This window comes from Streptomyces sp. NPDC003379 (genome assembly GCF_053589195.1).
In genome coordinates, this window is sequence record NZ_JBSFRK010000083.1 from 1 (window position 1) to 19,919 (window position 19,919).

The 19,919-nt window shown below is 69.4% G+C and carries 19 protein-coding genes and 1 pseudogene; 18 read left to right on the forward strand and 2 right to left on the reverse strand.

Features of this window, described 5'->3' with window-relative positions:
* Nucleotides 1-257 precede the first annotated feature (257 nt).
* Nucleotides 258-845, forward strand: coding sequence for a hypothetical protein (locus ACWDVB_RS38615; protein WP_451519646.1), 588 nt, complete (start codon nt 258-260; stop codon nt 843-845).
* Between the two features lie 19 nt (nt 846-864).
* On the opposite strand, the gene ACWDVB_RS38620 is transcribed toward ACWDVB_RS38615, so the two are convergent.
* Nucleotides 865-1,179: a ferredoxin gene (locus ACWDVB_RS38620; protein WP_451519647.1), complete on the reverse strand. Its 315-nt coding sequence runs from the start codon at nt 1,177-1,179 to the stop codon at nt 865-867.
* A 253-nt stretch (nt 1,180-1,432) separates the two neighbouring features.
* On the opposite strand from ACWDVB_RS38620, the gene arc reads away from it, so the two are divergent.
* The 6 genes and pseudogenes from arc to prcA all read left to right on the forward strand — a co-directional run bounded on the left by arc (nt 1,433) and on the right by prcA (nt 7,192).
* Nucleotides 1,433-3,199, forward strand: a complete 1,767-nt coding sequence (gene arc, locus ACWDVB_RS38625) for a proteasome ATPase (protein WP_451519648.1) — start codon at nt 1,433-1,435, stop codon at nt 3,197-3,199.
* A gap of 213 nt (nt 3,200-3,412) precedes the next feature.
* On the forward strand, nt 3,413-4,924 hold the full coding sequence (dop, locus tag ACWDVB_RS38630) for a depupylase/deamidase Dop (protein ID WP_451519649.1): 1,512 nt from the start codon (nt 3,413-3,415) through the stop codon (nt 4,922-4,924).
* A gap of 120 nt (nt 4,925-5,044) precedes the next feature.
* Nucleotides 5,045-5,263, forward strand: a complete 219-nt coding sequence (locus ACWDVB_RS38635) for a ubiquitin-like protein Pup (protein WP_451519650.1) — start codon at nt 5,045-5,047, stop codon at nt 5,261-5,263.
* A 104-nt stretch (nt 5,264-5,367) separates the two neighbouring features.
* Nucleotides 5,368-5,568 (forward strand): annotated as a pseudogene (locus tag ACWDVB_RS38640) (endonuclease VII domain-containing protein); the annotation flags it as partial.
* Complete coding sequence (prcB, locus tag ACWDVB_RS38645; protein ID WP_451519651.1) at nt 5,520-6,365, forward strand: proteasome subunit beta; 846 nt, start codon at nt 5,520-5,522, stop codon at nt 6,363-6,365. The pseudogene ACWDVB_RS38640 and the gene prcB, both read left to right, overlap by 49 nt.
* A gap of 53 nt (nt 6,366-6,418) precedes the next feature.
* Nucleotides 6,419-7,192 carry a proteasome subunit alpha gene (gene prcA, locus ACWDVB_RS38650; protein WP_451519652.1) on the forward strand — a complete coding sequence of 258 codons (774 nt, stop codon included), beginning with the start codon at nt 6,419-6,421 and terminating at the stop codon, nt 7,190-7,192.
* Between the two features lie 100 nt (nt 7,193-7,292).
* On the opposite strand, the gene ACWDVB_RS38655 is transcribed toward prcA, so the two are convergent.
* Entirely contained in the window at nt 7,293-8,315 is a 1,023-nt protein-coding gene (locus tag ACWDVB_RS38655) for a LacI family DNA-binding transcriptional regulator (RefSeq protein ID WP_451519653.1), read from the reverse strand.
* 131 nt (nt 8,316-8,446) lie between these two features.
* Here ACWDVB_RS38655 and ACWDVB_RS38660 point away from each other — a divergent pair, with 131 nt between their 5' ends.
* The 11 genes from ACWDVB_RS38660 (at nt 8,447) to ACWDVB_RS38710 (ending at nt 19,757) form a co-directional block, all read left to right on the forward strand.
* Nucleotides 8,447-9,706, forward strand: a complete 1,260-nt coding sequence (locus ACWDVB_RS38660) for an MFS transporter (protein WP_451519654.1) — start codon at nt 8,447-8,449, stop codon at nt 9,704-9,706.
* A 9-nt stretch (nt 9,707-9,715) separates the two neighbouring features.
* A complete protein-coding gene (gene pafA / locus ACWDVB_RS38665) occupies nt 9,716-11,077 on the forward strand; it encodes a Pup--protein ligase (RefSeq protein WP_451519655.1) in 1,362 nt (453 codons plus the stop codon).
* Nucleotides 11,078-11,246: 169 nt separating this feature from the next.
* On the forward strand, nt 11,247-12,245 hold the full coding sequence (locus tag ACWDVB_RS38670) for an FKBP-type peptidyl-prolyl cis-trans isomerase (RefSeq protein WP_451519656.1): 999 nt from the start codon (nt 11,247-11,249) through the stop codon (nt 12,243-12,245).
* Nucleotides 12,246-12,302: 57 nt separating this feature from the next.
* On the forward strand, nt 12,303-12,677 hold the full coding sequence (locus ACWDVB_RS38675; RefSeq protein WP_451519657.1) for an FKBP-type peptidyl-prolyl cis-trans isomerase: 375 nt from the start codon (nt 12,303-12,305) through the stop codon (nt 12,675-12,677).
* 134 nt (nt 12,678-12,811) lie between these two features.
* A complete protein-coding gene (locus ACWDVB_RS38680) occupies nt 12,812-13,765 on the forward strand; it encodes a helix-turn-helix transcriptional regulator (protein WP_451519658.1) in 954 nt (317 codons plus the stop codon).
* 14 nt (nt 13,766-13,779) lie between these two features.
* Nucleotides 13,780-14,928 carry a helix-turn-helix transcriptional regulator gene (locus ACWDVB_RS38685; RefSeq protein WP_451519659.1) on the forward strand — a complete coding sequence of 383 codons (1,149 nt, stop codon included), beginning with the start codon at nt 13,780-13,782 and terminating at the stop codon, nt 14,926-14,928.
* A gap of 11 nt (nt 14,929-14,939) precedes the next feature.
* Nucleotides 14,940-15,200, forward strand: coding sequence for a hypothetical protein (locus ACWDVB_RS38690; protein ID WP_451519663.1), 261 nt, complete (start codon nt 14,940-14,942; stop codon nt 15,198-15,200).
* Between the two features lie 9 nt (nt 15,201-15,209).
* The gene (locus tag ACWDVB_RS38695) at nt 15,210-15,407 is read left to right on the forward strand and encodes a hypothetical protein (protein ID WP_451519660.1); all 198 of its coding nucleotides are present in this window, start codon (nt 15,210-15,212) and stop codon (nt 15,405-15,407) included.
* A gap of 206 nt (nt 15,408-15,613) precedes the next feature.
* Complete coding sequence (gene tatA / locus ACWDVB_RS38700) at nt 15,614-15,895, forward strand: Sec-independent protein translocase subunit TatA (RefSeq protein WP_451519661.1); 282 nt, start codon at nt 15,614-15,616, stop codon at nt 15,893-15,895.
* Nucleotides 15,896-15,987: 92 nt separating this feature from the next.
* Nucleotides 15,988-16,884: a twin-arginine translocase subunit TatC gene (tatC, locus tag ACWDVB_RS38705; RefSeq protein WP_451519664.1), complete on the forward strand. Its 897-nt coding sequence runs from the start codon at nt 15,988-15,990 to the stop codon at nt 16,882-16,884.
* Nucleotides 16,885-16,943: 59 nt separating this feature from the next.
* A complete protein-coding gene (locus ACWDVB_RS38710) occupies nt 16,944-19,757 on the forward strand; it encodes a DEAD/DEAH box helicase (protein ID WP_451519662.1) in 2,814 nt (937 codons plus the stop codon).
* Nucleotides 19,758-19,919: the final 162 nt, after the last annotated feature.

Sequence of the window (19,919 nt, forward strand, 5' to 3'; positions counted from 1 at the left end):
TCTGCGGGTCTCTTTGCGGGTCCCTTTGTGGGGGTACGGCGCCGAGCGCGCCGGGGGGCTCCGCGGGGTCCGCGCCGAGCAGTTCGGCGAGCCGCCCGACCAGGGAACTCGGCGGCGGCGCCGTTTCGTTGACGAGGCACCAGCCGCGTACCCGAAGAACCGCGAGACCCACCGGACCCCGGTGTTCCACCTCACTGTGACCTATGGCACGATGCTGGCCACCCCACCGGCACAGCCCTCACAGGAGACACTTCCTAGTGCAGCACCCCGCCGTCCCGGAACTGGCACACACCACCACCCGCCCCGTCCACTGGCTGGCCACCGCCGCCGCGCTGGCCGCCGTCGTCGCGGGCTCCGCGTTCCTGCAGCCCGACCCCGCGACCGCCGCCCAGTCAGGACCGCAGCCACCCGGGAGAACCGCCGCGGGCGCGCCCGCACCGGCCCCCGCGCCGGACCCGGCCTCCGTGGAGTTCCCCCTGGACTGCGGCACCGTGGAGCCTGTCGTGAAGAAGAAGGCCACCGGCGACCTCGACGGCGACGGCCGGGCCGAGACCGTGGCCGTCGTGCACTGCCGGGCCGGCTCGGGTACCCCGCCCGACGGGGTCTATGTGCTCACCCGCCCCGAGGCGGGCAAGCCGCGCGTGGTGGCCACCCTCGTCGACCCGAAGGACCGCCTGAACGTGAGCGACTTCGCCGTGCGTGACGGCGCGGTCACCGCGACCCTGCTCGGCTACTCCTCGCTCGACGTCCCCCGTTGCTGCCCCGACCGCGAGGACGCGGCCAAGTGGCAATGGAAGGACGGCACGTTCGAGCGGACGACGCCCGCCGGGGCCCGCAGCGTCTGACGCGCCCGCGGGCGCCGGGTCACTCGGCGTCGGGGCCGTACACCTCGACCCTGTCCGAAACACGACGTACGTGGATGCAGTCGCCCGGACACTCCTTCGCGGAGTCGGTGACATCCCGGAGCAGTGGCAACGGCACGGGTGTTGTGGCCCCCGGTGCCTGGAGCAACTCGTCGTCCCCGCTCTTCACATAGGCCAGTCCGTCGATGTCCAGCTCGAATACCTCGGGCGCGTACTGCGCGCAGATGCCGTCCCCGGTGCAGAGGTCCTGGTCGATCCAGACCTCCAGCAGATCATGGCCCTCACTGCCGGTCTCGGCGTCGTGCCGCACGGTCATCTCTCCTGCCGGTCGCTGCGTCGAGCGGGCCGACTGTGCAGTAAGTCGGGCCAGCTCTGACGGGTGTTGAACACTTCGACGATACAACCGTCCGCTTTCCGATGTTGTTGGGTGGGTATTCACCTGACGTGAGGGAGAGCGCAAGGGTGAAGATCGGACACACCCCCTCGTCTTTGTGATCTAGGGGTTTCAATCGACACCCACCCAGGTAGGGTCTGGAAGCGTCCAGCTCCCCTTGGAGGAGGTGAGGACCGTGGCAGCCCACGACGACGACAACAACCGCGGCATCCGGCCGGGACGAGGGTCTGAAGACCCTGCCGGTCAGGTTGCCTATCTCGAGCAGGAAATCGCCGTCCTGCGACGTAAGCTCGCCGACTCTCCGCGTCATACGAGGATTCTCGAAGAGCGGATCGTCGAGCTGCAGACCAACCTGGCCGGCGTGTCCGCGCAGAACGAACGGCTCGCCAACACGCTCCGCGAGGCCCGCGACCAGATCGTGGCCCTCAAGGAGGAAGTCGACCGGCTCGCACAGCCACCGGCCGGCTTCGGAGTCTTCCTCGTGGCGAACGAGGACGGCACGGCGGACATCTTCACCGGGGGCCGCAAGCTCCGGGTGAACGTCAGCCCCGGCGTGGAGCTCGAAGAGCTCAAGCGCGGCCAGGAAGTAATGCTCAACGAAGCGCTCAACGTGGTCGAGGCCATGGAGTACGAGAGCGTCGGCGACATCGTCACCCTCAAGGAGATCCTTGAGGACGGCGACCGCGCGCTGGTGGTCGGACACACCGACGAAGAGCGAGTGGTGCGGCTCGCCGAGCCTCTCCGCGACGTCACCATCCGCGCCGGCGACGCCCTCCTGCTCGAACCCCGCTCCGGCTACGTCTACGAGGTCGTGCCCAAGAGCGAGGTCGAGGAGCTCGTCCTCGAAGAAGTCCCCGACATCAGCTACGAGGCGATCGGCGGTCTCGGCGGCCAGATCGAGATGATCCGGGACGCCGTCGAACTTCCGTACCTCTACCCCGACCTCTTCAAGGAGCACGAACTGCGGCCGCCCAAGGGCGTGCTGCTGTACGGCCCTCCCGGCTGCGGCAAGACGCTGATCGCGAAAGCCGTCGCCAACTCCCTTGCCAAGAAGGTCGCGGAGGTCACCGGGCAGCCCACGGGGAAGAGCTACTTCCTCAACATCAAGGGCCCCGAGCTCCTCAACAAGTACGTCGGCGAGACCGAGCGCCACATCCGCCTGGTCTTCCAGCGTGCCCGTGAGAAGGCGAGCGAGGGTACCCCCGTCATCGTCTTCTTCGACGAGATGGAATCCCTCTTCCGCACCCGCGGATCCGGTGTCAGCTCGGACGTGGAGAACACCATCGTCCCTCAGCTGCTCGCCGAGATCGACGGCGTGGAAGGGCTGGAGAACGTCATCGTCATCGGCGCCTCCAACCGCGAGGACATGATCGACCCCGCGATCCTGCGGCCCGGACGACTCGACGTCAAGATCAAGATCGAGCGCCCGGACGCCGAGGCCGCGAAGGACATCTTCGCCAAGTACCTCACCGAGCGGCTCCCGCTGCACGCCGACGACCTGACCGAGCACAGCGCCGACCGGCGCGCCACCGTGCACGGCATGATCCAGTCCGTCGTCGAGCAGATGTACGCGGAGTCCGAGGAGAACCGCTTCCTCGAAGTGACGTACGCCAACGGCGACAAGGAAGTCCTGTACTTCAAGGACTTCAACTCCGGCGCCATGATCGAGAACATCGTGGGCCGCGCCAAGAAGATGGCCATCAAGGCCTTCCTCGAAGCGAACCAGAAGGGCATCCGGGTCTCGCACCTCCTCCAGGCCTGCATCGACGAGTTCAAGGAGAACGAGGACCTGCCCAACACCACCAACCCGGACGACTGGGCCCGCATCTCCGGAAAGAAGGGCGAACGGATCGTGTACATCCGCACCCTCGTCACCGGAAAGCAGGGCGCGGACACCGGACGCTCCATCGACACGGTGGCGAACACCGGTCAATACCTGTAGAACCCAGGGCGGCTGCGGGTGTCCTTCACGGGTACCCGCAGCCGTCTGCTTTTCAATGAAGACAATGATCTCCCCACCAGCGCAAAGGCGTTCTAGGCTCTTCGGTACCGCCGAGTCGCGCAGTGCGGGGACGGGCACCGCACACGCACCGGAGAACCAGCGGTACTTGAGCGCCGTTCCCGAACGGGAGCGCCGCCGGGCAAGGAGGGCCGCATGACTGTACGGCGAGTAATGGGCATTGAGACGGAGTACGGCATCTCTGTCCCCGGCCACCCCAACGCCAATGCCATGCTCACCTCGTCCCAGATCGTCAACGCCTATGCCGCGGCGATGCACCGGGCGCGACGCGCCCGCTGGGACTTCGAGGAGGAGAACCCGCTGCGGGACGCGCGGGGTTTCGACCTCGCCCGCGAGGCCGCCGACTCCAGCCAGCTGACCGACGAGGACATCGGCCTCGCCAACGTCATCCTGACCAACGGAGCACGCCTCTACGTAGACCACGCGCACCCCGAGTACAGCTCACCGGAGATCACCAACCCCCTGGACGCGGTCCTGTGGGACAAGGCCGGCGAGCGCATCATGGCCGAGGCCGCCGACCGCGCGGCCCAGCTCCCCGGGGCCCAGCCGATCCACCTGTACAAGAACAACACCGACAACAAGGGCGCCTCGTACGGCACGCACGAGAACTACCTGATGAAGCGGGAGACCCCCTTCTCGGACATCGTGCGCCACCTCACGCCCTTCTTCGTCTCCCGCCAGGTCGTCACCGGCGCCGGACGCGTCGGCATCGGCCAGGACGGCCACGAGCACGGCTTTCAGCTCAGCCAGCGCGCCGACTACTTCGAAGTGGAAGTGGGCCTGGAGACGACCCTCAAGCGGCCCATCATCAACACCCGCGACGAACCGCACTCGGACGCCGAGAAGTACCGCAGGCTGCACGTCATCATCGGCGACGCCAACCTCTCGGAGATCTCCACCTACCTCAAGCTGGGCACGACCTCGCTCGTCCTCGCCATGATCGAGGACGGCTTCATCGCTGTCGACCTCGCCGTGGAGCAGCCGGTGCGCACCCTGCACCAGGTCTCCCACGACCCGACGCTCCAGCATCTCGTCACGCTCCGTAGCGGCCGCTCGCTGACCGCTGTCCAGCTGCAGATGGAGTACTTCGAGCTCGCCCGCAAGTACGTGGAGGAGCGCTACGGCTCCGACGCCGACGAGCAGACCAAGGACGTCCTGGCCCGCTGGGAGGACGTGCTCGGTCGCCTGGAGAGCGATCCGATGAGCCTCTCCGGAGAGCTCGACTGGGTCGCCAAGCGGGAGCTCATGGAGGGCTACCGCCGCCGCGACAGCCTCGACTGGGACGCCGCGCGCCTCCAGCTGGTCGACCTCCAGTACGCCGACGTACGGGCCGAGAAGGGTCTGTACAACCGCCTGGTGGCACGCGGCAAGATGAAGCGGCTCCTGGACGAGGCGGACGTGGAGCGGGCCACCACCAAGCCGCCCGAGGACACCCGTGCGTACTTCCGCGGCCGCTGCCTGGAGCAGTACGCGGACGACGTGGCCGCGGCCTCATGGGACTCGGTCATCTTCGACCTGCCCGGCCGTGACTCTCTGCAACGAGTGCCGACCCTGGAGCCCCTGCGCGGCACCAGGAACCACGTCAAGGAACTCCTGGACCGCTGCCGCTCGGCAGAGGATCTGGTTCGGGTGCTCTCCGGCGGCTGAAAGGTCACCGGCGGGGGAATCACAGAGGTGGGTCCCGCACGTTGAACGAAGCGCGGGGCCGATGTCGGACCCGGCTTGTAGGGTCTGATCAACAACGTCTAACCGAGCGGGGTGAGGTAGATGGCGACCAAGGACACCGGCGGCGGACAGCAGAAGGCGACGCGTTCGACCGAGGAGACCGAGGAGCAGACGCAGGACGCGCAGACTTCCGAGGACCTCAAGGAGCGCCAGGAGAAGCTGAGCGACGACGTGGACTCCGTCCTGGACGAGATTGATGATGTCCTCGAGGAGAATGCCGAGGACTTCGTGAGGTCCTTCGTCCAGAAGGGTGGACAGTAGACCGACTTGACCTTCGAATCCAAGGTCCTCGGGGGGTTTGTGTGTTCGAGGGTGTGGACGTGAAGCGTTGCTCGCGGCGCGGGGAAGAGCGGCCGCGGGCAGCGTGTTCCCACGCTCCCGCAATCCATGTGGATCACTGTCACGAGACGGGTAAGGTCCGTGGCGTACTGTGCTTCAACTGCAATTCGGCCATCGGCAAGTTGGGAGACGATCCCGACGCTGTTCGTCGGGCTGCCGCCTATCTGGAGGGATCCTCGTGGAAGCCAACACTCGTAGCACCGGGCGTCTACCGACTGCCTTCCTGACGCCTGGATCATCGTCCTTCATGGACTTCCTGTCCGTGCACCAGCCCGAGATCCTGCCCGGCAATCGCCAAATGCCGCCCACGCAGGGTGCTTTCGAAGCTCCGCACGGCACGACCATCCTGGCCGTGACGTTCCCGGGCGGCGTGGTGCTCGCCGGTGACCGTCGGGCCACGATGGGGAACGTCATCGCGTCGCGGGACATGGAGAAGGTCTTTCCCGCGGACGAGTACTCCGCGGTGGGCGTCGCCGGCACGGCGGGACTCGCCGTGGAGATGGTGAAGCTCTTCCAGCTCGAGCTGGAGCACTTCGAGAAGGTGGAGGGTGCCACGCTCTCCCTGGAGGGCAAGGCGAACCGTCTCTCCACGATGATCCGCGGCAACCTCGGCATGGCCATGCAGGGCCTCGCCGTGGTGCCGCTCTTCGCCGGCTATGACGTGGACCGCGAGAAGGGGCGCATCTTCTCGTACGACGTCACGGGCGGCCGCTCCGAGGAGCACGGGTTCGCGGCGACCGGCTCCGGTTCGGTCTTCGCGCGTGGTGCGATGAAGAAGCTGTACCACGACGGTCTGACGGAGGAGCAGGCGACGACCCTCGTGGTCCAGGCGCTGTACGACGCCGCCGACGACGACTCGGCCACGGGCGGCCCCGACGTGGCCCGTCGGATCTACCCCATCGTCACCGTCATCTCCGACGAGGGTTTCCGGCGGCTCACGGACGAGGAGTCCTCCGCGATCGCCCGGTCGATCCTGGAGAAGCGGCTGGAACAGCCGGACGGCCCGCGCGCCGCGCTGCTCTGATCGCTCCGAATTCGTTACCGACTGAAGTTTTTTGACAGAAAGGGACGGATCCGGTGTCGACGCCGTTCTATGTATCACCCCAGCAGCAGATGGCCGACCGGGCGGAATACGCCCGCAAGGGCATCGCGCGCGGCCGCAGTCTGGTCGTCCTGCAGTATGCCGACGGCATCGTGTTCGTCGGCGAGAACCCGTCCCGTGCGCTGCACAAGTTCAGCGAGATCTATGACCGCATCGGTTTCGCGGCCGCCGGAAAGTACAACGAGTACGAGAACCTCCGGATCGGCGGTGTCCGTTACGCCGATCTCCGTGGTTATACCTACGACCGCGACGACGTGACGGCGCGCGGCCTGGCGAATGTGTACGCGCAGACGCTGGGCACGATCTTCTCCAGCGCGGCGGAGAAGCCCTACGAGGTGGAACTGGTGGTCGCCGAGGTGGGCGCCACGCGCGAGGGCGATCAGATCTACCGCCTTCCGCACGACGGTTCGATCGTCGACGAGCACGGTTCGCTGGCCGTGGGCGGCAACGCCGAACAGATCAGCCAGTATCTCGATCAGCACCACAACGACGGCATGACGCTCGCGGAGGCCCTGAAGCTGGCCGTGCGTGCGCTCTCGCGTGACACCAACGGCACGGAGCGGGAGATCCCCGCCGAGCGCCTTGAGGTGGCGGTGCTCGACCGGACGCGGCCGCAGCAGCGGAAGTTCAAGCGAATCGTGGGACGTCAGCTGTCGCGGCTGCTCGACGAGGGCGGCGCGACGGACGCGGCCGGTGATACGGACGAGGACGCCGGGCCCGCGCCGCGGTCCGGCGGCGACGTCGAGTAGTCCGCCGCGACAGTCCCGCCGCGGTGTGCGCCCCGCGCTCCGGCCATCCGGCCGGGACGCGGGGCGTTCGCGTGCCCGGGGAGGGTGGGCCCGGGCCGGGCTAGCGGGCGGGTCCCGTCGAGCCGCGGACGACGAGTTCGACGGGGAGCGGACCGGCCTCGGGGGTGCGGCCCTCGACGACGGCGACCAGGGACTCCATGCCGCGCTCGCCGAAGCGCTCGGCGGGCAGGCGCACGGTCGTGAGTTCGGGCTCGACCGCGGTCGCGAGGGTCAGATCGTCGAAGCCGGTCACCGAGAGGTCTTCGGGGACGCGGAGCCCGAGGCGTCGTGCGGCCTTGCAGACGCCCGCGGCGAGGAAGTCGTCGTCGCAGATGACCGCTGTGGGGCGAGGACCCGGAGCGGCCAGAGCGGCTTCCGCGGCGGTGCGGGCCGCGTTGACGGTCAGGGGTGCCGCGACGTGTCGTACGGCCGTCTGAGTGCCGCGGAGCGCAGCGGTGAGGGCGTCGGCGCGTACGTCGAAGGTCCAGGCGTCCACGGCCGCCGCGAGGTGGAGGACGTCGCGGTGGCCGAGGGCGAGCAGATGCTCCGTCACCTGGCGCATTCCGTCGGCGAGGTCGAGGTTGACGGTGGCGGCGCCCAGGCTGCGGGCGGGGTCGCTGTCGAGCATGACGAGGGGCAGGTCGTCGCCGCGGATGGTGGCGAGCGTGTCGGAGGCCATGGAGGAGGCGAGCACGCCGTCCAGTGAGGCGCGCGCCGAGTCGAAGGGGTCGCGGGCGGGGCCGGTGCCGTCGGGCGAGAGGTAGAGGAGGACGCCGAAGCCGTGGCGGGCGGCGACGCGGGCGGCGCCGTTGTAGACGTGCGCGAAGAACTCGTTGGTGAGGGCGGGGACGACGAGCAGCGCCGTCCTGGTCCGGCCCAGGCGCAGATTGCGGGCGGCGAGATTGGGGCGGTAGCCCAGCTCCCGTGCGGCAGTCCGTACGCGCTCGGCGGTGGGTTCGGCGACCCGGCCACGCCATTTGTCGCCGAGGACGAGGGACACGGTGGCCTGTGAGACGCCGGCGGCGCGGGCGACGTCGCGGCTCGTGGGGCGGGGGGCCCCGGCTTCGTGCTGTGGCCCGGCCACTGTTTACCTCCCTGGTCGTGCCCGCGGGACGGGAACGCGGTGGACCCGTGGACAGCGCTCATGGTACGTATGACGCCGGACGTTATACGTAAAACCCCGGCCGTCGCGGCGTGGGGGAGGGGCGGTAGGGCATGGCTGCGGGATACGCGGAGATCCTCCGGACGCGGTACGCGACACGGCTGCTCGCCGGGACGCTGGTGGGCCGGCTGCCCAACGCCACGTCCGCGATCGCCATCGTGTTGTTCATCCGCGCCGAGGGCGGCAGCTACAGCCTGGCGGGCGCCCTCGCCGCGGTGTACGGCGTGGCCAACGCGGTGGGGCAGCCGCTGCTCGGACGCCTGGTCGACCTGCACGGCCAGCCGCGCGTGCAGCTGCCCGCAGCCCTGCTCTCCGCGCTCGCCATGGCGGCCTTCGCCTTCACCGGGCCCGACCGGCTGGTTCTCGCCTACGTGGCCGTAGGGGCGGCGGGTCTGTTCACACCGCCGCTGGAAGGCGGTCTGCGGGCCCTGTGGCCCAGCGTGCTGGGCAAGGAGGAGCAGGTCCACGCGGCCTACGCCATGGACGCGGTCGCCCAGGAAGTGATGTTCACCGTCGGACCGCTGCTCGTCACGGGCTGCGTGGCCCTCTGGTCGGAACAGGCTGCCCTGCTCGTCGTGAACGCTGTCGGCGTGCTGGGCGCGCTCTCCGTAGTGGTGTCCCAGCCTTCACGCGCGTGGCGCTCGGCGCCGCGGGAGGCGCACTGGCTCGGGGCCCTGCGTTCGCCCGGACTTCTCGCACTGCTCGGCGCGTTCCTCTTCATCGGCGTGGCGCTCGGCGCCATCACCGTCGCCGGTCTGTCGTACGCGGACGGGCACGGCGGTGACGCGGTGTACGGCTGGCTGATGGCGGCCATCGGGCTCGGTGCGCTGGTCGGGGGTTCCTTCTACGGGGCGCGGCGGTGGCGGGGCGTACCGGAGAGGCGGCTGAGCGTCCTCGTAGCCCTGCTGGCAGTCTGCTATGTGCCGTTGACGCTGATGCCGGACGCGCCCGCGATGATTGCGCTGATGGCCCTCGCCGGCGTGTTCCTCGCGCCCTCGCTGGCTTGCGCGTTCATCATCGTGGACCGGCATGCCCCGCGCGGCACGGTCACCGAGGCGTTTTCCTGGCTGGTGACCACGTTCACGGTCGGGACGTCCCTCGGGACGGCCGGTGCGGGGCCGGTGGTCGAGTGGGGCGGGACCACAGGGGGGTTCGCCGTTCCTGCGCTCGCGGGAGCGGCCGCCTTGCTGGTTTTGCTGGCCACGACGCGGGTACTGGTGCCGGTCCGTGAAACAGCGGTCGTTGCGGATTCATCGGAAAATGATCGAACCGGTGCTGTCGAACCCGGTTTCAGTGCCGGGCATCAGGCGTAATGTTCAGTCATGGACCGCCGCATTTTCGGGCTGGAGAACGAGTACGGCGTCACGTGCACGTTTAGGGGACAGCGCCGCCTGTCGCCTGACGAGGTGGCGCGCTACCTCTTCCGCCGTGTTGTGTCATGGGGCCGCAGCAGCAACGTATTCCTGCGGAACGGCGCCCGCCTCTATCTTGACGTGGGATCACATCCGGAATACGCCACCCCCGAATGTGACAACGTGACCGAGCTGGTCACCCACGACAAAGCAGGCGAGCGCATCCTGGAAGGCCTGCTCGTCGACGCCGAACGCCGCCTGCACGAGGAGGGGATCGCGGGCGACGTCTATCTTTTCAAGAACAACACCGACTCGGCGGGAAACTCCTACGGTTGCCACGAGAACTATCTGGTGGCCCGGCACGGAGAGTTCTCCCGGCTCGCGGACATCCTCATCCCGTTCCTCGTGACCCGGCAGCTGCTCTGCGGCGCCGGCAAGGTGCTGCAGACACCGCGCGGCGCGGTGTACTGCGTGAGCCAGCGCGCCGAGCACATCTGGGAAGGGGTGTCGTCGGCGACCACCCGCTCCCGGCCGATCATCAACACCCGCGACGAGCCGCACGCGGACGCCGAGCGCTACCGCAGGCTCCACGTCATCGTCGGCGACTCGAACATGTCCGAGACGACCATGCTCCTCAAGGTCGGCGCCACCGACCTGGTGCTGCGCATGATCGAGGCGGGCACGGTCATGCGTGACCTCACCCTGGAGAACCCGATCCGGGCCATCCGCGAGGTGAGCCACGACATCACGGGCCGCCGCAAGGTGCGCCTGGCCAGTGGCCGCGAGGCATCCGCCCTCGAAGTGCAGCGCGAGTACTACGAGAAGGCGGTGGACTTCGTCGACCGCCGCGGCATCCGCACCGGCACCGTCGAGCAGGTGCTCGAACTGTGGGGCCGCACGCTGGACTCGATCGAGTCCGAGGACCTCGACCGCATCGGCACCGAGATCGACTGGGTCATGAAGTACAAGCTCATCGAGCGGTACCGCGCCAAGAACAACATGACCATGTCGCATCCGCGGGTCGCCCAGATAGACCTCGCGTACCACGACATCCACCGCCGTCGCGGCCTGTACTACCTCCTGGAGAGGAAGGGCCAAGCCGCCCGGATCTGCAACGACTTGAAGATCTTCGAGGGCAAGTCGGTGCCACCGCAGACCACCCGGGCGCGACTGCGCGGCGACTTCATCCGGCGCGCCCAGGAGCAGCGCCGCGACTTCACGGTCGACTGGGTGCACCTGAAGCTCAACGACCAGGCACAGCGCACCGTGTTGTGCAAGGACCCCTTCAGGTCGGTGGACGACCGGGTGGAGAAGCTCATCGCCGGGATGTGATCCGGGCGGACCGGATGTGATCCGGGTGGACCGGATGTGATCCGGGTGAAGCCGGTGGCGTTGTGGGAACGCAACGCGGGCGCCGTACGTTCCTCGTACGGCGCCCTTCTCACGCCGTAGAGTTGCGCGCACGCCAACCCACAAGATCGACCGATACGAGGCCCCCACCGTGCGCCGACGCTCCCTCCTCCTTGCCGTCCCGGCCGGCCTGCTCACGCTGGCAGGCTGTGGTGACGACAAGGCCGACAAGGCCAAGTCCAAGCCCAGCGACAGCCCGACCAACTCGCCGTCGGCCGCGCCGACGGCGAAGATCGTGGCCGGGCCGCTGCCCGAGATCACGAAGGGCGACAAGTTCGGCCAGAAGCCGACCGTCGCCAAGGGCCCCGGCAAGGCGTCCTCCGACCTCGCGGTCAAGACGCTGATCGAGGGCAAGGGCAAGGAGGTCGTCAAGGGCGACTATCTGCAGGCCGACTACCTCGGCCAGATCTGGGCGACGGCCAAGGTCTTCGACAACTCCTACGACCGGGGGAACCCCACGGTCTTCCCGATCGGCGTCGGCCAGGTCATCCCGGGCTGGGACCAGGCCCTGGTCGGCAAGAAGCTCGGCAGCCGCGTGGAGCTCGCCATTCCCCCGAAGATGGGATATGGCGAGGAGGGCAACAAGCAGGCGGGCATCAAGGGCTCCGACACGCTCGTGTTCGTCGTCGACCTCGTGGGCACCTTCAACGCCAAGAGCTCGGCGAAGGGCAAGGAGATCGCGCAGTCCAACAAGGACCTGCCCAAGGTCGGCACGGACACCGACGGCAAGGCCCCCTCGATCGACATCCCGAAGACCGACGCGCCCAAGAAGCTCGTCGCGTCGTACGTCCTGGAGGGCGACGGCGAGGAGATCAAGGAGACCGACAGCGTCCTGTGCCAGTACAAGGGCGTCCTGTGGGCGGACGGCAAGGAGTTCGACTCCACGTACAAGCGCGGCCAGCTCGCCCAGTTCCAGCTGGCGCAGGTCGTCAAGGGCTGGGCACAGGGCCTGACCGGCAAGAAGGTCGGCAGCCGCGTCCTCGTCGTCGTCCCGCCGAAGCTGGGCTACGGCGACAAGCCGCCGGAGGGCAGCACCATCAAGAAGGACTCCACCCTCGTCTTCTGCGTGGACATCCTCGCCAAGGCGTGAGCCCCGGGGATGTAAGACTGTCCACCTGACCTTCCGTATCAAAGCAGGAGCATTTTCGTGAGCATTGAGAAGCCCGAGGTCGACTTCCCGGGTGGCGAGCCGCCGGCCGAGCTGCAGATCAGGGACATCTGGGAGGGCGACGGGGCCGTCGCCAAGGCGGGCGACTTCGTCAAGGTCCACTACGTGGGCGTCGCCTTCAGCACCGGCGAGGAGTTCGACGCCAGCTGGAACCGCGGCAACCCGCTGGAGTTCCAGCTGGGCGCCGGCCAGGTCATCTCCGGCTGGGACCAGGGCGTGCAGGGCATGAAGGTGGGTGGCCGCCGCGAGCTGATCATCCCCGCGAAGCTCGCGTACGGCGACCGTGGCGCCGGTGGCGGCCGCATCGCCCCCGGCGAGACGCTGATCTTCGTCTGCGACCTGGTCTCCGTCTGACGACGTCCATGGCCTGATCGTTTCGCCGAGGGTCCGTGCCTGTCCGGCACGGGCCTTCGGCTTTTGCCCCGACACCCCGGGGCGGTACGGTCATCGGTCGGAAGCACAATGTGTACGGCCGAGAAAGGGCGTCGATGGCCATTGCCAAGGCCGAGCGGCTGATGAATCTGGCGCTGTGCCTGCTCGGGACCCGGCGGCCGCTCAGCAAGCGGGAGCTGCGCGAGTCCATCGAGGCCTATCTGGAGGCGGGGTCGGACGACTCCTTCAACCGGATGTTCGAGCGAGACAAGGACGATCTGCGCGAGCTGGGCCTGGTCATCGAGACCGTGGAGAACCTCGACGGCGACGTCGGCTACCTCGCCCGCCGCGACAGCAACCGTCTGCCCCCCATCACCATAGACGCCGAGGAAGCCGCCGCCCTGGGCCTCGCCGCCAAGGTCTGGCAGCAGGCCCGCCTCGCCGGAGCCGCCAGCGGCGCCCTGCAGAAGCTGCGCGCCGCCGGACTGCCCGAGGACGCCGACCCCTACGGGTCGCACAGCGCCCTGGAGCCCCGCATCCCCGTGCACGAGGCGTCCTTCGAACCGCTGATGCTCGCCTGCCGCGACCGCCGCCCCGTCATCTTCGACTACCGCAAGGCCACCGCCGCGCGGCCCGAGCAGCGCCACGTCGAGCCCTGGGCGCTCGAGTGCTGGCGCGGCCACTGGTACCTCGCGGGCTGGGACCGCGACCGGGGCGCCGAGCGCGTCTTCCGCCTCTCGCGGATCACCGGCAAGGTCCGCGCCCGCGCGGGGAAGTACACCGCCGACGTCCCGGACGTCGTCACGGTGCGTGAGACCGTCGCGAGCTGGGCGGGGGAGAGCGCCGACCGCACGGCCCGCATCCGGCTGCGCGCGGGGGCCGGCTACCCGCTGCGGGCCAAGGCCGGCTCGGTGCGGGAACTGGGCGACGGGTGGGACGAGTTGGAGATTCCCTACGGCCACGGGCTCGACGCCTGGCTGGTGGAGTTCGGCCCCGACGTGGTGGTCCTGGACCCCGCCGAGCTGCGGGCCGACGTCGTGGACCGGCTGCGCGCCGTGGCCAAGGGCTGAGGGGACGGAAGACAATGGCCTCGAACGCCATCGACCAGACGCGGCGGATGCTGTCGCTGGTGACCTATCTGCGCGAGCGCCCCGGCGCCCACGTCGAGGACGTCGCCCGCGCCTTCGGCATCACCCCGGACGAGCTGATCTCCGACCTCGACGTGCTGCCGCTGTGCGGGACCAGCTTCCGCGGCGGCGACCTGCTCGACATCGACACCGACGGCGACCGCATCTGGTGGCACAACCCGGACGACGTGGCCGCCCCGCTGCGGCTCGCCGCCGACGAGGCGACCGCGCTGCTCGTGGCGGCCCGCGCGGTGGCCACCCTGCCCGGCCTGCGGGAGAGCGACCGCCTCGCGCTGCTGCGCGCCACCGCGAAGCTGGAGACCGCGGCCGGCGAGGCGGCGATCTCCAGCTCCCGCCTCTCGGTGACCTTCGAGTCCGAGGGTGGCGTCTTCGCCGACGTCGACCGGGCGATCTCCGAGCGCCGCAGGCTCTGGATCCGCTACTACTCGCCCGCCCGTGACGAGGTCACCGAGCGCGAGATCGACCCGATCCGCCTGGTCAGCGTCGGCCACACCTACGTAGAGGCGTGGTGCCGCCGCTCCGAGGCGCGGCGCACCTTCCGCCTGGACCGCGTCGCCGAGATCAAGATCCTCGACGAGCCGTCCGCGCCGCCCGAGGTCGAGCTGCGCGACCTCTCCGAAGGCCTCGTGCAGCCCGCCGCCGAGGACCCCGAGGTCGTCGTGGAGGTCGGCCCCGGCGGCCGCTGGGTCGCCGAGTACTACCCTCACGACAGCGCCGACGAGCTGCCCGACGGCGGCCTGCGCATCACGCTGCGCACCCCCGAGCCCGCCTCGCTGCGCCGGCTCGCGCTGCGGCTCGGCGGGGACGGGCGGATCGTCTCCCCGGCCCAGCTCGCGGACAGCGCGCGGCAGGCGGCCCGCGAGGCACTCGCGGCCTACGACCACCAGGACGACCGCCAGGACGACGACCAGCCGTACGAGAAGCCGCACGGCCCGGCCCTCGACCCGGCCCACGGCCCGGCCCTCGACCCGGCCCTCGACCCGGCCCACGGCCCGGCCCTCGACCCGGCCCACGGCCCGGCCCTCGACCCGGCCCACGGCCCGGCCCTCGACCCGGCCCACGACAGGCGGGAGCAAGGACGTTGAGCACACCGACGATGTCCGGACTGCCGGGAGTGCCGACGCAGGCGACGCGTGTCCCCGTCCTCTTCACGGCCGCCTGCCCCGACTGCCGCGCCCGCTTCGAGCTCTCCGCGGGAGCGCTGCGCCTGGCGATCGGCGCCAGCAGCCGCACGACCTTCTACTCCTTCACCTGCCCCGAGTGCGGGGCCGCGGTGCGCAAGCCCGCGGGCGAGCGCATCGTCGAACTTCTCACCGGCGGCGGGGTGCGGACGCTGCGTCTGCACTCGACCGTCTAGGCTCGGCGCATGTTCTGGGCGATGCTCGCGATCGCGGCGGGCTTCTTGGGCCTCGCCGTCCTCGGCGTAATGGCGGTCAAGGTCTTCGTGGAGGCACAGCGCCTCGCACGTCAAGTGACCGAGACCACACGGCAGATCAACCGGGCGGCCGAGGATCTGGAGAAGGCCGCTGCCGATGTGGCCCGTGCGGGGCGAGAGGCTCTCTAGCCTCCGCGACCTGTCAACTGCCCGAGGGGGGCGGGTACGCTGCGGATGCGGCCCGGATCGAGGCGGGGGCCGCACTCGGAGTACGCGCGGGGATTGCCGAGCGTTTACCCCGGGGGGTTACGATCGCTGACAGCGGGAGATCGGATGTATGTCCGGTCTGCCTGGCAACCAGACTCCTGTCGCCTCGGTGAAGAAGGTAAACAGCTATGGGTAGGCTCGGCCCCACCGAGATCGTTCTCATCCTCGTCATCGTCGTCCTGCTGTTCGGAGCCAAGAAGCTGCCCGACATGGCGCGCTCCCTCGGCAAGTCGGCCCGCATCCTCAAGAGCGAGGCCAAGGCCATGAAGTCCGAGAGCAAGACGGACGACGCCGCCCCGGCCGACCCGCCGAGCGACCCCGCCGTCCCGCAGCGCACGATCCAGGCGGCCCCCGGCGACGTGAGCAGCTCGCGCCCGGTCACCGAGCCGACCGACACGACGAAGCGCTGACCCAAGGCCGGCGCCGGCCGGCCTGCCGCACGAGATGAGGACGTGGGTTGCTCAAGTCTGCCCGCAAGAAGGAGAAGGACCCCGAGGGGCGGATGCCCCTCGCGGAGCATTTGCGCGAGCTCCGCAACCGGCTCGCCAAGGGCATGCTGGCGATCACGATCGTCTCGGTCGTGGCCGCCTTCTACAGCGAGGAGCTGATGAAATTCCTCGCTTCGCCGGTGCCGCGCTGCCCTGACGGCGGTCTGGAGAGCAAGGGCGGCGAGTGCGCCGTCGTCGCCTACACCGACCTCTTGTCGCCCTTCACCACCACGGTGAAGGTGAGCCTCATGGCCGGCGTCATCATCGCCAGCCCGGTCTGGCTGTACCAGCTGTGGGCGTTCATCGCCCCCGGGCTGCACAAGAGCGAGCGCAAGTACACGTACGCCTTCGTGGCCGCCGCCGTGCCGCTGTTCGCGGGCGGTGCCTGGCTCGCGTACGTGATCATGCCGATCAGCATGCGCGTGCTCCTCGGGATCACCCCCGACGGCTCGGCGAACATCCTGCCGATGGACAAGATCCTCGACTTCACCGTCCGGATGGTCCTGATCTTCGGCGCGGCCTTCGAGCTGCCGCTGCTCCTGATCATGCTCAACCTCACCGGCATGGTGACCGGCAAGCGCATGATCACCTGGTGGCGCGGTGTCGTCATGGGTGTGTTCATCTTCGGCGCGGTCGCGACGCCGACCACCGACCCGGTCGGCATGATCGCCCTCGCGGGTCCGATCGTCGTCCTGTACTTCCTCGCGGTCGCCTTCTCGATGCTGAACGACAAGCGGCGCGCCCGTCGGGATCCCGACGCCGAGCTCGACGACGACGAGGCGTCCGACATCGACCTCACGCCCGAGGACATCGGCGAGATGGAATCCGTCACCGCGCCCAAGGCCCTGCCAGAGCAGGCGGGCACCGGCCGGTCCGACCACCGTGTCAACGGCTTCGACGACGTGACCTGACCTGGCCTGACAATAATGATCGTCCGTTGTCGGTGGTGGCCGGTAGTCTCGAAAGCACGATGACAGAGGACCTCTCACCGGCCGAGCGGTATGCGGCGGCGCGCGAGCGCGCTGCCGAGCAGGCCACCGCACTCGCGTCCTTCCGCGAGATGTACGAATTCGGCCTCGACCCCTTTCAGATCGAGGCCTGCCGGGCGCTGGAGGCGGGCAAGGGCGTGCTCGTGGCCGCCCCCACGGGCTCGGGCAAGACGATCGTCGGCGAGTTCGCCGTGCACCTCGCCCTCCTCCAGGGCAAGAAGTGCTTCTACACCACGCCCATCAAGGCGCTCTCCAACCAGAAGTACGCCGACCTCGCCAAGCGCTACGGCGCGGACAAGGTCGGCCTCCTCACCGGCGACAACAGCGTCAACAGCGACGCCCCGGTGGTCGTCATGACCACCGAAGTCCTGCGGAACATGCTGTATTCGGGCTCGCAGTCGCTGCTGAACCTCGGCTATGTGGTCATGGACGAGGTGCACTACCTCTCCGACCGCTTCCGCGGCGTCGTCTGGGAGGAAGTGATCATCCACCTCCAGGAGTCGGTCACGCTCATCTCCCTGTCGGCCACGGTGTCGAACGCCGAGGAGTTCGGTGACTGGCTCGACACGGTGCGCGGCGACACCGAGGTGATCGTCTCCGAGCACCGGCCCGTGCCGCTCTTCCAGCACGTGCTCGCCGGGCGCCGGATGTACGACCTCTTCGAGGAGGGCGAGGGCCACAAGAAGGCGGTCAACCCCGACCTCACGCGCATGGCGCGCATGGAGGCCAGCCGTTCGTACAACCCGCGCGACCGCCGCAAGGGCAAGATGATCCGCGAGGCCGACCGCGAGCGCGAGCGCCGGCAGCGGTCCCGGATCTGGACGCCGGGCCGCCCCGAGGTCATCGAGCGGCTCGACTCCGAAGGCCTGCTGCCCGCGATCACGTTCATCTTCAGCCGCGCGGGCTGCGAGTCGGCCGTCCAGCAGTGTCTGTACGCGGGCCTTCGGCTGAACGACGACGAGGCGCGGACGAAGGTCCGCGAGATCGTCGAGGAGCGCACGGCCTCGATCCCGGACGAGGACCTCCATGTCCTCGGCTACTACGAATGGTTGGAGGGGTTGGAGCGCGGCATCGCGGCGCACCACGCGGGCATGCTGCCCACCTTCAAGGAGGTCGTCGAGGAGCTGTTCGTACGCGGCCTCGTCAAGGCCGTCTTCGCCACCGAGACCCTCGCCCTCGGGATCAACATGCCCGCGCGCAGCGTGGTCCTCGAAAAGCTCGTCAAGTGGAACGGCGAGCAGCACGCCGACATCACCCCCGGCGAGTACACCCAGTTGACCGGCCGTGCCGGGCGCCGGGGCATCGACGTCGAGGGCCACGCGGTGGTGCTCTGGCAGCGCGCCATGAGCCCCGAGCATCTGGCGGGACTCGCGGGCACACGCACGTACCCCCTGCGCTCCAGCTTCAAGCCGTCGTACAACATGGCGGTGAACCTGGTCGAGCAGTTCGGGCGGCACCGCTCGCGCGAGCTTCTGGAGACGTCCTTCGCGCAGTTCCAGGCCGACAAGTCGGTCGTCGGGATCTCCCGGCAGGTGCAGAAGAACGAAGAGGGCCTTGAGGGCTACAAGGCCTCCATGACCTGCCACCTGGGCGACTTCGAGGAGTACGCGCGCCTGCGCCGCGAGCTCAAGGACCGCGAGAACGAGCTGGCCAAGCAGGGAGCCGTCCAGCGCAGGGCCGCCGCCGCGGCCTCCCTGGAGAAGCTCAAGCCGGGGGACGTCATCCACGTGCCCACGGGGAAGTACGCGGGCCTCGCGCTCGTCCTCGACCCCGGGCTGCCCGCCGGGCGGGCCAACGGCCACCGCGGGTTCGACCACGTGGACGGTCCGCGGCCGCTGGTGCTCACCGCCGAGCGGCAGGTCAAGCGGCTCGCGTCGATGGACTTCCCGGTGCCGGTCGAGGCCCTGGAGCGGATGCGCGTCCCGAAGTCGTTCAACGCCCGCTCGCCGCAGTCCCGCCGCGACCTGGCCTCCGCGCTGCGCACCAAGGCCGGGCACATCGTGCCCGACCGGCACCGCAAGGGGCGTGCGGCGGCCGCCGACGACCAGGAGATCGTCCGGCTGCGCACGGAGCTGCGCGCCCACCCCTGCCACGGCTGCGACGAGCGCGAGGACCACGCGCGCTGGGCCGAGCGGTACCACCGCCTCAAGCGCGACACCTCGCAGCTGGAGCGCCGCATCGAGGGGCGTACGAACACCATCGCCCGCACCTTCGACCGCATCGTCGCGCTCCTGACCGAGCTCGACTATCTGCGGGGCAGCGAGGTCACCGAGCACGGCAAGCGCCTCGCCCGCCTCTACGGCGAGCTGGACCTGCTGGCCAGCGAGTGCCTGCGCGCCGGTGTCTGGGAGGGGCTCGGTCCCGGCGAACTGGCCGCGTGTGTCTCGGCGTTGGTGTACGAGTCGCGGGTCGCCGACGACGCGCTCGCGCCGAAGCTGCCGTCCGGCGCCGCGAAGGCGGCGCTCGGTGAGATGGTGCGGATCTGGGGCCGTCTTGACGCTCTGGAGGAAGAGTTCAAGATCAGCCAGACCGAGGGCGTCGGCCAGCGCGAACCGGACCTGGGCTTCGCCTGGGCGGCGTACATGTGGGCGAGCGGCAAGGGTCTGGACGAGGTGCTCCGCGAGGCGGAGATGCCGGCCGGTGACTTCGTGCGCTGGTGCAAGCAGGTCATCGACGTCCTGGGCCAGATCGCCGCGGCCGCTCCCCGCGAGGGTGGCAGCACGGTCGCGAAGAACGCCCGCAAGGCGGTCGACCAGCTGCTGCGCGGTGTGGTGGCGTACAGCTCGGTGGGCTAGCGGGCCGCCGCCCGACCGCCGGGGCTCACCCGGGGGAGTTCGACGAGACGGGGCCCCTCCCGCGTCTGGAGCACCGCGCCATGCACCGACTGCTCGCCGCATCACTCACCGTCGCCGCCGGGGCGCTCCTCGCCGTGGGCCGCGTGGGCCAGGTCGAGCAGT

Bases quoted from the DNA above. Each gene is read 5' to 3' on its own strand.
- tatC (WP_451519664.1), top strand. From the start codon at position 15,988: ATGCCCCTCGCGGAGCATTTGCGCGAGCTCCGCAACCGGCTCGCCAAG.
- ACWDVB_RS38635 (WP_451519650.1), top strand. From the start codon at position 5,045: ATGGCGACCAAGGACACCGGCGGCGGACAGCAGAAGGCGACGCGTTCG.
- ACWDVB_RS38695 (WP_451519660.1), top strand. From the start codon at position 15,210: ATGTTCTGGGCGATGCTCGCGATCGCGGCGGGCTTCTTGGGCCTCGCC.
- dop (WP_451519649.1), top strand. From the start codon at position 3,413: ATGACTGTACGGCGAGTAATGGGCATTGAGACGGAGTACGGCATCTCT.
- pafA (WP_451519655.1), top strand. From the start codon at position 9,716: ATGGACCGCCGCATTTTCGGGCTGGAGAACGAGTACGGCGTCACGTGC.
- ACWDVB_RS38685 (WP_451519659.1), top strand. From the start codon at position 13,780: ATGGCCTCGAACGCCATCGACCAGACGCGGCGGATGCTGTCGCTGGTG.
- ACWDVB_RS38710 (WP_451519662.1), top strand. From the start codon at position 16,944: ATGACAGAGGACCTCTCACCGGCCGAGCGGTATGCGGCGGCGCGCGAG.
- ACWDVB_RS38680 (WP_451519658.1), top strand. From the start codon at position 12,812: ATGGCCATTGCCAAGGCCGAGCGGCTGATGAATCTGGCGCTGTGCCTG.
- tatA (WP_451519661.1), top strand. From the start codon at position 15,614: ATGGGTAGGCTCGGCCCCACCGAGATCGTTCTCATCCTCGTCATCGTC.
- ACWDVB_RS38660 (WP_451519654.1), top strand. From the start codon at position 8,447: ATGGCTGCGGGATACGCGGAGATCCTCCGGACGCGGTACGCGACACGG.
- ACWDVB_RS38620 (WP_451519647.1), bottom strand. From the start codon at position 1,179: ATGACCGTGCGGCACGACGCCGAGACCGGCAGTGAGGGCCATGATCTG.
- ACWDVB_RS38690 (WP_451519663.1), top strand. From the start codon at position 14,940: ATGTCCGGACTGCCGGGAGTGCCGACGCAGGCGACGCGTGTCCCCGTC.